11 protein-coding genes and 4 tRNA genes are annotated in these 13423 nt (G+C 65.4%); 2 read left to right on the top strand and 13 right to left on the bottom strand.

Annotated elements, in window-relative coordinates; all coding sequences use genetic code 11:
* Positions 1-317: 317 nt before the first annotated feature.
* The 4 genes from asd to leuC form a co-directional block, all read right to left on the bottom strand.
* Complete coding sequence (gene asd, locus HU735_RS26400; protein ID WP_028690434.1) at positions 318-1430, bottom strand: aspartate-semialdehyde dehydrogenase; 1113 nt, start codon at positions 1428-1430, stop codon at positions 318-320.
* A 63-nt stretch (positions 1431-1493) separates the two neighbouring features.
* Complete coding sequence (gene leuB / locus HU735_RS26395; RefSeq protein WP_050704730.1) at positions 1494-2576, bottom strand: 3-isopropylmalate dehydrogenase; 1083 nt, start codon at positions 2574-2576, stop codon at positions 1494-1496.
* A gap of 90 nt (positions 2577-2666) precedes the next feature.
* Positions 2667-3311, bottom strand: a complete 645-nt coding sequence (gene leuD / locus HU735_RS26390; protein WP_186716409.1) for a 3-isopropylmalate dehydratase small subunit — start codon at positions 3309-3311, stop codon at positions 2667-2669.
* On the bottom strand, positions 3308-4741 hold the full coding sequence (leuC, locus tag HU735_RS26385) for a 3-isopropylmalate dehydratase large subunit (RefSeq protein ID WP_110739340.1): 1434 nt from the start codon (positions 4739-4741) through the stop codon (positions 3308-3310). Before leuC ends, leuD begins: the two co-directional genes overlap by 4 nt.
* Before the next feature lie 131 nt (positions 4742-4872).
* Between leuC and HU735_RS26380 the strand changes: the two genes are divergently transcribed.
* Entirely contained in the window at positions 4873-5751 is an 879-nt protein-coding gene (locus HU735_RS26380; protein ID WP_028690430.1) for a LysR family transcriptional regulator, read from the top strand.
* 61 nt (positions 5752-5812) lie between these two features.
* Complete coding sequence (locus HU735_RS26375) at positions 5813-9109, top strand: PAS domain S-box protein (protein WP_186716408.1); 3297 nt, start codon at positions 5813-5815, stop codon at positions 9107-9109.
* Positions 9110-9286: 177 nt separating this feature from the next.
* Here HU735_RS26375 and HU735_RS26370 read toward each other — a convergent pair whose 3' ends face one another.
* The 9 genes from HU735_RS26370 to HU735_RS26330 all read right to left on the bottom strand — a co-directional run bounded on the left by HU735_RS26370 (position 9287) and on the right by HU735_RS26330 (position 13423).
* Positions 9287-9730 carry an Hsp20 family protein gene (locus tag HU735_RS26370; RefSeq protein ID WP_050704726.1) on the bottom strand — a complete coding sequence of 148 codons (444 nt, stop codon included), beginning with the start codon at positions 9728-9730 and terminating at the stop codon, positions 9287-9289.
* Between the two features lie 167 nt (positions 9731-9897).
* Positions 9898-10869, bottom strand: coding sequence for a tRNA-dihydrouridine synthase (locus HU735_RS26365; RefSeq protein WP_050704725.1), 972 nt, complete (start codon positions 10867-10869; stop codon positions 9898-9900).
* 52 nt (positions 10870-10921) lie between these two features.
* A complete protein-coding gene (locus tag HU735_RS26360; RefSeq protein ID WP_096048341.1) occupies positions 10922-11356 on the bottom strand; it encodes a thioesterase family protein in 435 nt (144 codons plus the stop codon).
* Between the two features lie 44 nt (positions 11357-11400).
* Entirely contained in the window at positions 11401-12234 is an 834-nt protein-coding gene (locus HU735_RS26355) for an alpha/beta fold hydrolase (protein ID WP_186716407.1), read from the bottom strand.
* 24 nt (positions 12235-12258) lie between these two features.
* Complete coding sequence (locus HU735_RS26350) at positions 12259-12798, bottom strand: TetR/AcrR family transcriptional regulator (protein ID WP_050704722.1); 540 nt, start codon at positions 12796-12798, stop codon at positions 12259-12261.
* Between the two features lie 171 nt (positions 12799-12969).
* Positions 12970-13045: transfer RNA gene (locus HU735_RS26345), tRNA-Glu, on the bottom strand.
* Positions 13046-13087: 42 nt separating this feature from the next.
* Positions 13088-13163, bottom strand: a tRNA-Ala gene (locus HU735_RS26340).
* Between the two features lie 66 nt (positions 13164-13229).
* Positions 13230-13305: transfer RNA gene (locus HU735_RS26335), tRNA-Glu, on the bottom strand.
* A 42-nt stretch (positions 13306-13347) separates the two neighbouring features.
* Positions 13348-13423 (bottom strand) — tRNA-Ala (locus HU735_RS26330).

The following is a 13423-nucleotide window of genomic DNA, read 5'->3' as shown; positions in this document are numbered from 1 at the left end:
CGCTGGGGCCCAGGATGGGCCCTGCAGCGCGGTCCTCCCGGGAGCAAGGCCGGAGTGAGGGAACCCGGAGCGAAGCGTAGGGCCGGATGAATGGAGCGAGGATTTTTTGGTGACTTTTTGATCCCTCAAAAAGTTACCCGCCGTAAGGGCGGAAAGGTGACTATGCGTCAACATCGCAAATGAATGCGCATAAAAACATCAAAACAAACAACGAACAACGAACAACGAACAACGAACAACGAATCTAACACCAATAAAAAAACCCGCATCACTCACGCAACACGGGCTCTTCAAAATCCAAACTCAAACCACCCAGATCACCGCTCCAGCAGAATCCGCAACATCCGCCGCAGCGGCTCCGCAGCCCCCCACAGCAACTGGTCGCCAACAGTGAAGGCCCCAAGATACTGCGACCCCATGTTCAGCTTGCGCAAACGCCCGACCGGCACGTTCAGGGTCCCGGTCACCTGGGTAGGACTCAGTTCCTGCATGCTGATCTCACGCTGGTTAGGCACCAGCTTCACCCAGGGATTGTGCTGGCTGATCATGCCTTCGATGTCCGCCAAAGGCACATCCTTGTTCAGCTTGATGGTCAGCGCCTGGCTGTGGCAACGCATGGCGCCGATCCGCACGCAGATACCGTCGACCGGAATCGGGCTCTTGAAGCGCCCAAGGATCTTGTTGGTCTCGGCCTGGGCCTTCCATTCTTCACGGCTCTGCCCGTTCGGCAGCTCCTTGTCGATCCACGGGATCAGGCTGCCAGCCAGCGGCACGCCGAAGTTGTCGGTCGGGAAGCCCTCGCCACGCATGGCCTCGGCCACCTTGCGGTCGATGTCGAGGATGGCGCTGGCCGGGTTAGCCAGGTCATCGGCGACCGCCGCATGGATACCGCCCATCTGCTTGATCAGCTCACGCATGTTCTGCGCGCCGGCGCCCGAGGCCGCCTGGTAGGTCATGGCGCTCATCCACTCGACCAGGCCAGCCTCGAACAGGCCGCCCAGGCCCATCAGCATCAGGCTGACGGTGCAGTTGCCGCCAATGTAGTTCTTGGTGCCCGCGTCCAGCTGCTGGTCGATGACCTTGCGGTTGACCGGGTCGAGGATGATCACCGCGTCGTCCTGCATGCGCAGGGACGAGGCCGCGTCGATCCAGTAGCCCTGCCAGCCGGCTTCGCGCAGCTTGGGGAAGACTTCGTTGGTGTAGTCGCCGCCCTGGCAGGTCAGGATCACGTCGAGGGTCTTGAGCTCGTCGATGCTGTAGGCGTCCTTGAGCGGGCCGGTGTCCTTGCCCACGTTCGGGCCTTGGCCACCGACGTTGGAGGTGGTGAAGAACACCGGCTCGATCAGGTCGAAGTCCTGCTCTTCGAGCATCCGCTGCATGAGCACGGAACCGACCATTCCACGCCAACCGATCAGACCTACACGTTTCATCGCAACTACACCTTTGCTAAAAGTGGGCCGCCACCGGGAGTTTTTGGTGGCGGGCCAGAGAGATTACAGATTCCGCAGCGCTGCGACTACTGCGTCGCCCATTTCCTGCGTACCCACCTTGCGGCAGCCCTCGGAGAAGATGTCGCCGGTGCGCAGGCCCTGGTCCAGCACCCGGCTCACCGCCTGCTCGATCGCCTCGGCGGCGGCCGTCTGGTTGAAGCTGTAGCGCAGCATCATCGACACCGAGAGAATGGTCGCCAGCGGGTTGGCGATGCCCTGCCCGGCGATGTCCGGCGCCGAACCGTGGCACGGCTCGTACATGCCCTTGTTGTCGGCATCCAGCGACGCCGATGGCAGCATGCCGATGGAACCGGTGAGCATGGAAGCCTCATCCGACAGGATGTCGCCGAACATGTTGTCGGTCACCACCACGTCGAACTGCTTGGGCGCGCGCACCAGCTGCATGGCGGCGTTGTCCACGTACATGTGGCTCAGCTCGACGTCCGGGTAGTCCTTGGCCACCTCTTCGACCACTTCGCGCCACAGCTGGCTGGACGCCAGGACGTTGGCCTTGTCCACCGAGCACAGCTTCTTGCCGCGCACGCGGGCCATGTCGAAGCCGACACGGGCGATGCGGCGCACTTCGCTCTCGCTGTACGGCAGGGTGTCGTAGGCCTGGCGCTCGCCGCCTTCCAGCTCGCGCTGGCCGCGTGGCGCGCCGAAGTAGATGCCGCCGGTCAGCTCGCGGACGATGAGGATGTCCAGGCCGGAAACGATCTCGGGCTTGAGCGACGAGGCATCGGCCAGTTGCGGATAGAGGATGGCCGGGCGCAGGTTGGCGAACAGGCCCAGTTGCGAACGGATCTTCAGCAGGCCGCGCTCCGGACGGATGTCACGCTCGATCTTGTCCCACTTCGGGCCGCCCACGGCGCCCAGCAGCACGGCATCGGCCTGGCGCGCGCGCGCCAGGGTCTCGTCGGCCAGGGGCACGCCGTGCTTGTCGATGGCCGCGCCGCCGATCACGTCGTGGGTGAGGCTGAAGCCGAGCTGGAACTTGTCGTTGGCCAGCTCCAGCACCTTGACCGCCTCGGCCATGATTTCCGGACCGATGCCGTCACCTGGGAGAATCAGAATCTGCTTGCTCATGCTTTCCTCTATCCAATCAAGCGGCGCGCCTCGCAGGCGCGCCGAAGTACTTCAGTGTCCAATGCCCCTCTGCGCGGGGCAAGCAGTCAATCACGCGTCGCGGAACAACCAGGGCTGGCTGGCGCGGTGCTTGCCCTCGAACACCTTGATCGCGTCGCTGTCCTGCAGGGTCAGGCCGATATCGTCCAGGCCGTTGAGCAGGCAGTGCTTGCGAAACGCATCGATCTCGAACTTCAGTACCTTGCCGTCCGGGCGAGTCACCGCCTGGGCTTCAAGGTCGACAGTCAACTGGTAGCCCGGGTTGGCCTCGACCTGCTTGAACAGCTCGTCGACCTCGGCAGCGTCGAGAATGATCGGCAACAGGCCGTTCTTGAAGCTGTTGTTGAAGAAGATGTCGGCGAAGCTCGGCGCGATCACGCTGCGAAAACCATACTCGTCGAGCGCCCACGGGGCGTGCTCGCGGCTCGAGCCGCAACCGAAGTTCTCCCGCGCCAGCAACACGCTGGCACCCTGGTAACGCGCATGGTTGAGCACGAAATCCTGGTTCAACGGGCGCTTGCTGTTGTCCTGGTAAGGCTGGCCGACGTCCAGGTAGCGCCACTCGTCGAACAGGTTGGGGCCGAAGCCGGTGCGCTTGATCGACTTGAGGAACTGCTTGGGAATGATCTGGTCGGTGTCGACGTTGGCGCGATCCAATGGCGCGACAAGACCGGTGTGCTGGGTAAAGGCTTTCATGCTGCGCTCCCTTGGATCAACTCGCGGACATCGATGAAGTGGCCGGTCACCGCGGCGGCGGCGGCCATGGCCGGGCTGACCAGGTGGGTACGACCACCGGCGCCCTGGCGGCCTTCGAAGTTGCGGTTGGAGGTGGACGCGCAGTGCTCGCCGCTCTCCAGGCGGTCAGGGTTCATCGCCAGGCACATCGAGCAGCCCGGTTCACGCCATTCGAAGCCGGCCTCGAGGAAGATCTTGTCCAGCCCTTCGCGCTCGGCCTGGGCCTTGACCAGGCCCGAGCCCGGCACCACCAGCGCCTGCTTGACGTTGGCGGCGACCTTGCGGCCCTTGGCGATCTCGGCAGCGGCGCGCAGGTCTTCGATGCGCGAGTTGGTGCACGAGCCGATGAACACGCGGTCGAGCTTGATGTCGGTGATTGCCTGGTTGGCGGCCAGGCCCATGTACTTGAGGGCGCGCTCGATCGAACCGCGCTTGATCAGGTCAGGCTCGGCGGCCGGGTCCGGCACGCGCTGGTCGACGGCCAGGACCATCTCCGGCGAAGTACCCCAGCTGACCTGCGGCTTGATCTGCGCGGCATCGAGCTCGACAACGGTATCGAACACGGCGTCGGCGTCGGACACCAGGCCTTTCCAGGCCTCGACGGCCTGCGTCCACTGCTCGCCCTTCGGCGCGTACGGACGGCCTTCGACATAGGCGACGGTGGTGCCGTCGACGGCCACCAGGCCTACCCGAGCACCGGCTTCGATGGACATGTTGCAGATGGTCATGCGGCCTTCCATCGACAGCTCGCGGATAGCGCTGCCGGCGAACTCCATGGCGTGGCCGTTGCCGCCGGCGGTGCCGATCTTGCCGATCACGGCGAGGACGATGTCCTTGGCGGTGACGCCGGCGGGCAACTCACCCTCGACGCGCACCAGCATGTTCTTCATTTTCTTGGCCACCAGGCACTGGGTGGCGAGCACGTGCTCGACCTCGGAGGTGCCGATGCCATGGGCCAGCGCGCCGAACGCGCCGTGGGTGGAAGTGTGCGAGTCGCCGCAGACCACGGTCATGCCCGGCAAGGTCGCGCCCTGCTCCGGGCTGATGACATGGACGATACCCTGACGCTCGTCATTCATCTTGAATTCGACGATGCCATATTCGTCACAGTTCTCATCGAGGGTCTGCACCTGAAGGCGCGACACCTGGTCGACGATGGCCTCGATACCGCCCTTGCGCTCCGGCGTGGTCGGCACGTTGTGGTCTGGGGTGGCGATGTTGGCGTCGATGCGCCACGGTTTGCGGCTGGCCAGGCGCAGGCCTTCGAAAGCCTGGGGCGAAGTCACCTCATGGATGATGTGGCGGTCGATGTAGATCAAGGACGAGCCGTCATCGCGGCGCTTGACCTCATGAGCTTCCCAGAGTTTGTCGTAGAGCGTTTTGCCAGCCATCAGACTGTTCCTCATCAGCGTCTTTCTATGCCAAAGACCCCTTGGCTTGTACGGACGATGCTATGGCGATAGATTGAATAACTCAAATTCATAATTTTCATGCTTTGCATAACCATCAGGAATTCAAATAGATGGACCTGGCCAACCTCAGCGCCTTCATCGCCATCGCCGAAACCGGCAGTTTTTCCGGGGCGGGCGAACGCCTGCACCTGACCCAGCCAGCCATCAGCAAGCGCATCGCCGGCCTCGAGCAGCAACTGGACGTGCGCCTGTTCGACCGCCTGGGCCGCGAGGTCACCCTCACCGAGGCCGGCCGCGCCCTGCTGCCCCGCGCCTATCAGATCCTCAACGTACTCGATGATACCCGCCGCGCCCTGACCAACCTCACCGGGGCGGTGAGCGGTCGCCTGACCCTGGCCACCAGCCATCACATCGGCCTGCATCGCCTGCCGCCGCTGCTGCGCGCCTTCACCCGCCAGTACCCGGCGGTGGCCCTGGATATCCAGTTCCTCGACTCGGAGGCGGCCTACGACGAAGTACTGCACGGCCGCGCCGAAATTGCCGTGATCACCCTGGCGCCCGAGCCGCACCATCTGGTGCGGGCGGTGCCGGTGTGGGACGACGCCCTGGACTTCGTCGCCTCGCCCGAGCACCCGCTGGCCAGCAACGGCGCGGTCAGCCTGGCCGACGTGGCGCGCCACCCGGCAGTGTTCCCCGGCGGCAACACCTTCACCCACCATATCGTCCAGCGCCTGTTCGAGAGCCAGGGCCTGGTGCCGAACATCGCCATGAGCACCAACTACCTGGAAACCATCAAGATGATGGTGTCGATCGGCCTGGCGTGGAGCGTGCTGCCACGTACTATGCTCGATGAACAGGTGGCGCCCATCGCCCTGCCCGGCATACAGCTGTCACGCCAGCTAGGCTACATACTGCATACCGAACGCACGCTGTCGAACGCGGCCAGGGCCTTCATGGCCTTGCTCGACAGCCATGCAGGGTCCGCCTGACCGCTCGTCAGTACGGCATGACATCCACAAGGACGCGTTTTCCGCCAAAGGTCTGGTACCGATGCCCAAATCAGCAAACCGCTTTCCGCGCCTGCCACGCATCCCTGCGGCCGACCCCCAGGAATCGGAGCTGGCCTGGCAGAACGCTCCCCAGCTGCTGGCCGCGCTCAACGGCGCGCGCCTGGGCGCCTGGCTGTGGGACATCGAGAGTGGCCGGGTGAGCTGGTCACGGGGCACCCAGGCACTGTTCGGCTTCGATCCGCAGCGCCCGCTGCCCAACGACGTCGACTACCTCGACCTGCTTCCCGAGGAAGACCGCGCCCGCACCCGCCAGGCGTTCCAGGCCGTGGTCAACGGCGAGCCGGTGGAGCAGGCCATGCGCCACCGCATCCGCTGGCCCGATGGCAGCGTGCACTGGCTGGAGATCAACGGCAGCCTGACCCACGACCCCCATGGCCGGCCACAGATGATCGGGGTCATTCGCGAAATCACCCGCCAGCGCGAGCGGGAAACCGCGCTGATCAACTCGGAAAAGCGCTTCGCCACCCTGTTCCACCTCAGCCCCAACGCCATCCTCCTGACCCGCCGCCATGACGGCCTGATCATCGAGGTCAACCAGCATTTCGAGCACATGTTCGGCTGGCCGGGCGCCCAGGTGGTCGGCAAGACCAGCCTGGAGCTGGGCCTCTGGGTCAATCCCGAGCAGCGCCACCTGGTGATGGACGCCACCCGCGCCGGCAGCGGGCCGTTCACCCTGGAGGTGCAGTTCCGTGCCACCAGCGGCAAGATCCACGACGGCATCCTCTGCACCCAGGGCATCGAACTCGAAGGCGTCACCTACCTGATCAGCACCTTCGTCGACACCACCGAGCGCAAACGCGCCGAACAGGCGCTCAAGGACAGCCAGGAGCGCCTCGACCTGGCCCTGGACTCGGCCCAGCTCGGCACCTGGGACTGGCACATCCCCAGCGGCATGCTCTACGGCTCGGCCCGCGCCGCCCAGTTGCACGGGCTGGACCCGGTGCCGTTCCACGAGTCGTTCGAGGCGTTCTTCGAAGGCGTGCCCGAACACGAGCGCAGCGCCATGCGCCAGGCCTACCGCAGCCTGCGCGAGGGGCCGGCGGGCAACTACCAGATCACCTACCGCGTGCAGCTGGACAACGGCGCCTCGCGCTATATCGAAAGCCGCGCCCGGCTGTACCGTGACGACCAGGGCAACCCGCTGCGCATGGCCGGCACCCTGCTCGACATCACCGACCAGGTCGAGCGCGAGCAGCGCCTGAGCGCCTCGGAAGAAAAATTCGCCAGCCTGTTCCAGGTCAGTCCCGACCCGATCTGCGTGACCCGCCAGGACACCGGCCAGTTCATCGAGATCAACCCGGCCTTCAGCCAGACCTTCGGCTGGAACCCGGAGCAGATCCTCGGCCAGACCGCCGAGGAGATCGGCCTGTGGGCCGAATCGGCCGAGCGCGCCCAGCGCATCGAGCGGGTGATCCGCGACCAGGCCTTGAGCAACGTCGCGGTGGTGGTCAACCACCGCAACGGCACGCCGCTGACCTGCGTGATCTCCAGCCGCCTGATCAGCGTCGACAGCCAGCCCTGCAGCGTCACCACCCTGCGCGACATCACCCAGCAGCAACGCGCCGAGGCGGCGCTCAAGGCCAGCGAAGAGAAATTCGCCAAGGCCTTCCACTCCAGCCCCGACGCCATCACCATCACCGAACGCCAGAGCGGGCGCTACGTGGAGGTCAACGACGGCTTCAGCCGGCTGACCGGCTACAGCCCCGAGGAAGTGGTGGGGCGCACGGTCTACGAGATCGGCATCTGGGCCGACGAAAAGCAGCGCGCCGCCCTGCTCAACGAGCTGCGCGAGCGCGGCCGGGTGCATCACCGCGAGATGCTCGGGCGCAACAAACGCGGCGACATCCTCACCGTGGAGGTCTCGGTGGAACCGATCAGCCTCAACGAGACCGATTGCCTGCTGATCAACGCCCGCGACGTCAGCCTGCTGAAGAACGCCCAGGCGCAGATTCGTCACCTGGCCTACCACGACCCGCTGACCAACCTGCCCAACCGCGCCCTGCTGATGGACCGCCTGAGCCAGCAGATCGCCCTGCTCAAGCGCCACAACCTGCGCGGCGCGCTGCTGTTCCTCGACCTCGACCACTTCAAGCACATCAACGACTCCCTCGGCCATCCGGTGGGCGACACGGTGCTGAAGATCATCACCGCCCGCCTCGAGGCCAGCGTGCGCCTGGAGGACACCGTGGCGCGCCTGGGCGGCGACGAGTTCGTGGTGCTGCTCAGCGGCCTGGAGGGCAGCCGCGAGGTGGTCGAGACCCGGGTCCGCGAGCTGGCCGACACCCTGCGCGAGCTGCTGGCCGAGCCGATGTCGCTGGACGGGCAGCGCCTGCAGGTGACGCCGAGCATCGGCGTGGCGCTGATCCCCGACCATGGCGCCACCCCCGCCGACCTGCTCAAGCGCGCCGACATCGCCCTGTACCGGGCCAAGGACTCCGGCCGCAACACCACCCAGCTGTTCCACACCACCATGCAGAAGGCCGCCAGCGAGCGCCTGCGCATGGAGAGCGACCTGCGCCTGGCCCTGGCCCGGGGCGAACTGGCCTTGCACTTCCAGCCCCAGGTCGATGCCCGTGACAACCGCATCGTCGGCGCCGAGGTGCTGCTGCGCTGGCACCACCCGCAACTGGGCCAGCAACCGCCGGCGCAGTTCATCCAGGTGCTGGAGGAAAGCGGCCTGATCCTCGAAGTCGGCAGCTGGATCCTCGACGAGGCCTGCGATGCCTGCGCGCGCATGCTCGCGGACGGCCTGATCGACGCCGACGACTTCAGCCTGTGCGTCAACATCAGCCCGCGGCAGTTCCGCCAGAACGACTTCGTCGAGCGGGTACTGCGCAGCCTCGACGACTACCGCCTGCCGCGGCGCATGCTGACGCTGGAGATCACCGAAGGCATCGTCATCCAGAACCTGGAGGACACCATCAGCAAGATGCGCGAGCTCAAGGGCTACGGCGTGAGCTTCGCCATGGACGACTTCGGCACCGGGTATTCCTCGCTGACCTACCTCAAGCGCCTGCCGGTGGATGCGCTGAAGATCGACCAGACCTTCGTGCGCGACGCGCCGGTCGACCCCAACGACGCCGAGATCGTCCGCGCCATCGTCGCCATGGCCCGCAGCCTGGAACTGGCGGTGATTGCCGAGGGCGTGGAGCTGACCGAGCAGCTGGAATTCCTCGAGCGGCTGGGTTGCCACCTGTACCAGGGCTACCTGCACAGCCGACCGCTGCCGCTGCCGGAGTTCCGCCAGATGCTGCTGGAGGCGCCGGCGGATTACTGAACTGGCCTGGTAACAGTTCACGCATGGCGTGGGAGCGGGCTTGCCCCGCGATTGCGGTATGAGACCCAGCATTGCAATCGCGGGGCAAGCCCGCTCCCACGCCAGTCAAAGGGCATTCATCCCCGGCACAAAGCAGAAAGGGCACCCGAAGGTGCCCTTTGTTTCATCCCGCCGAACTCAGTTCAGCGCCGGCTTTTCGCCGTTGATCGGAATGCGCTTGGCCTTGGCTTCTTCCGGCACGATGCGCAGCAGCTCGATGCTGAGCAGGCCGTTGGCCAGGCCCGCGCCCTTGACCTCGATATGGTCGGCCAGGCGGAACGACAGCTTGAAGGCGCGCTGGGCAATGCCCTGGTGCAGGAAGGTGACGCCTTCGCCTGTGTTGTCGCGCTTGCCGCCGGTCACGGTCAGGACGCCTTTTTCGACCTGCAGGTCGAGGTCCTGCTCCTGGAAGCCGGCTGCGGCAACCACGATGCGATAGTGGTCATCGCCATGCTTTTCCACGTTGTAGGGCGGGTAGCTGCTACCGGCCTCGTTACGGGCGGCGGCTTCGAACAGGTCGTTGAAACGGTCGAAACCGACGGAGTTGCGGAAAAGCGGTGCGAGAGAGAAAGCGGTAGTCATGGTCATTAACTCCTGAGATTCAGCAAGTAAAGTCACTACGCGACCCGACTTCGGCATCGCGTACTCAAGAGATATGTCCGGGCAAAAGGCTTTCAAGGGCTGGCCTGAAAAAATTTTCGACTGGGCATGGCTTCGTGGGAGCGGGCTTGCCCCGCGATAGCGCCAGCTCAGGCGACACAAGCCTCGACGGCCTGCAGTTCCATCCCCAGCAACCCACTGATCCGCTGGCAGTCATCCTCCCGACGCAACTCAGCGAACAGCGCCACCGCCTCGGGATAGCCACGGGTCAGCATCGCCAGCCATTGTTTCATCCGCCCCGGCGCATAGCGTGGCGACAGCTTGTCCTGGGCCTGGCGCCAGAACTCGCGCAGCAGCGGCAGCAACTCGTCCCAGCTCATCGGCTGGTACTCGACGCCATCACGGGCCGCAGCGATCTGCAAGGCCAGGTCCGGGCGCGACACCAGCCCACGACCCAGCATGATGTCCCTGGCGCCACTGACCTCGCGGCAGCGCCGCCAGTCGTCGACCGTCCAGATCTCGCCATTGGCGAATACCGGCACCGCGACCACATCCTGCACCCGCGCCACCCACTCCCAATGGGCCGGCGGCTTGTAGCCCTCGACCTTGGTCCGCGCATGCACCACCAGGTGCGCCGAGCCGCCTTCGGCCAGCGCCCTGGCGCAGTCCAGCGCGCCGTCGGGGCTGTCGTAGCCCAGGCGCATCTTCGAGGTCACCGGGATATGCGCCGGCACCGCGCGCCGCACCTCGCGGACAATGGCATGCAGCAGCTCGGGCTCCTTGAGCAGCACCGCCCCGCCCCGGGACTTGTTGACGGTCTTGGCCGGACAGCCGAAGTTCAGGTCGATGACCGGCGCGCCCAGCTCGCAGGCCAGGGCCGCATTTTCAGCCAGGCACACCGGATCCGAGCCGAGCAATTGCACGCGCATCGGCACGCCGGCGGCGGTGCGCGCACCCTGGCGCAGCTCCGGCGCCAGCTTGTCGAACGACGATGCCGGCAGCAGGCGGTCACAGACGCGGATGAACTCGGTGACGCACCAATCGATGCCGCCCACCCGGGTCAGGACGTCGCGCAGGATGTTGTCGACCAGCCCCTCCATCGGGGCCAGGGCAATTTGCATTTCAGGGTCTCGCCACGAAAAAGGCGGCAGTCTAGCAAAAAACCGCCCCGCTTCAGCGGCCGGTCAGCGCCGGACCGTAGCCGTCGAGGAATTCCGCCGGCATGCGCTTGGGCTTGCCACTGGACAGCTCGATGCAGGCGAAGGTGGTCTGCGCCCGCAGCAGGGTAACGCCATCACTTGGGCGCTTGAGCTGGAAGCGTCGGGTCATGCGCAGGCGCTGGTCCCAGTCGACGATCCAGGTGCCCAGTTGCAGTTCGTCGTCCTCATAGGCGGCGGCGAGGTAGTCGATTTCATGGCGGACCACGGCCATCGCCCGGTCCAGCCGGCGATACTCGGCCAGGTCCAGCCCCAGGCGCTGGGAATGGCGCCAGGCGCAGCGCTCCAGCCAGGTGACATAGACGGCGTTGTTGGCGTGGCCGAGGCCGTCGATGTCCTCGCTGCCGACGCGTAGGTCGATGATGAATGGTGTTGCCAGATCCCAGCTCATGCCCGCTCCCGGTGTTCAGTGACCGGGCAGAGTGTAACGGATGCTCAGGCGCTTTGCCGCGCGCGCTGGCTGGAGCGCGCCAGCAGTTCCATCACCGCCTCGCCCAGGCGCGGGTCGGCCAGCACCCGCTGATGGCCGCCCTCCTCCAGCAGCAGCAAACGGCTGTCAAACCAGGCCTGGTGAATCACCGGCGCCTCGCCGGCCGGCACCACCGGATCGTCCTCGGCATGCACCACCAGGCCCGGCACATCCAGCTGATAGCCACTGACATCCAGGCGCGCCACCTGGACGCCGACATCCCGCTCCACCTGACGGATGAACGCGGCCCGGGCCCGGGCCGGCAGGCCAAGACGCCGGGCGAAGCCGCGCAGCACGCCAAGCAGGCGTGCCGGCGCGGCGATGCTGACCGCCGCATCGGTGCGCAGCCCCCATTGCAGGGCCAGCAACAGGCTGGCGCCGCCCATGGAGTGGCCAATCACCGCCCGCAACGGCGGCAGCTCGGCAGCGGCCTCCAGCAATGCGCGGGCAAACGCCACCACATGCGCCTGCTCGCCGGGCGAGCGCCCATGGGCCGGCCCTTCCAGCGACACCACGGTGTGGCCGCTGTCGACCAGTCGCTCGATCAACGCCGCGAACTGGGTCGGGCGCCCTTCCCAGCCATGCATCAGCAACACCGTCGGCCCCTGCCCCCAGCGCAGCGCCGACAGCCCGAAGCGCAGGGTGATGCGCTCGGCGCGGGCCAGCAACGGCAGCTCCCAGGCTTTGGGCGGCAAGCTGCGCGGCGTCATGAAGGCACGACGCATCTTGCCGGCGACATGCTCGGGGACCAGGTGGCCGAGGGTGCCATTGACGCCACGAATCCAGCTCAAAGTAGTCATCGCCTTGCTCCAGGGTCAGGTTGCTCAGATCACCGCCGACTTGGCGGCGCGCAGGATACGGTCGGACAGCTCGCCATCGCCCAGGGCACGGGCCACGGCCAGGCCGCCCACCATCAGGGCGAAATCGGCGAGCGCCTTGTCGATGTCTTCGGGACGATCGACCATCTGTGCGGTCATCAGCTCGATGTGTTCGGCCAGCACGTTGCGAAACGCCTCCGGCAGGCGCTGCATCTCGCTCAGCGCATTGGGAATCGGGCACGCCTGCACCTCGGAATCACGGTGCTTGCGCGACAGATAGAAGGCCGCGACCAGGGCCCGACGCCCGGCGCCGTCAAGGGCAGGATCGACCTGAGCGAGCAAGGCGCGGCGCTCGCCGAGCAACTGGCTGAACGCCTCGAGCATGAGTTCGTCCTTGCTGTCGAAGTGGGCATAGAAGCCGCCGACTGTCAGCCCCGCGGCGCCCATGACCTGGCTGACGCTCGGCTCGGCCGGCCCTTGCTGGACCAGCGCGCTGCGGGCGGCATCGAGGATACGTTCGCGGGTCTTGCTCTTCTTGTCGCTCATGGCTCACCTCAAAACATTATGATCATCATATTATGCTCATAATATTTTCTGGCAAGCGGAATCTGCGTCCATTGATCGGCGCAGCGACAGTTTTCGGGAGGCAGAAAAAACAAAAGGCCCATTCAATAATCGAATGAGCCTTATAAGTCCTGCAAAACGCAGGTAAAAAATTGGCGTCCCCTAGGGGACTCGAACCCCTGTTACCGCCGTGAAAGGGCGGTGTCCTAGGCCACTAGACGAAGGGGACTTTAACCTTCGTGCCGACTCGCTGCTGCGAATCGTGGCGAATTGGTGGAGCTAAGCGGGATCGAACCGCTGACCTCCTGCATGCCATGCAGGCGCTCTCCCAGCTGAGCTATAGCCCCGAGTAAAACAAATGACTCACCGATCTGGATGATGAGCCATTCAACTCCCGCAAACGCGGGTAAAAGTGGCGTCCCCTAGGGGACTCGAACCCCTGTTACCGCCGTGAAAGGGCGGTGTCCTAGGCCACTAGACGAAGGGGACGTAACCTTCGTGCCGACCCGCTTTCGCGAATCGCGGCAAAATTGGTGGAGCTAAGCGGGATCGAACCGCTGACCTCCTGCATGCCATGCAGGCGCTCTCCCAGCTGAGCTATAGCCCC

Source organism: Pseudomonas sp. BW16M2 (assembly GCF_014268865.1).
Classification (GTDB): Bacteria; Pseudomonadota; Gammaproteobacteria; order Pseudomonadales; family Pseudomonadaceae; genus Aquipseudomonas; species Aquipseudomonas peradeniyensis.
Note: the sequence above shows the minus strand (reverse complement) of the source record. Positions and strands in the feature narration are given on the sequence as shown.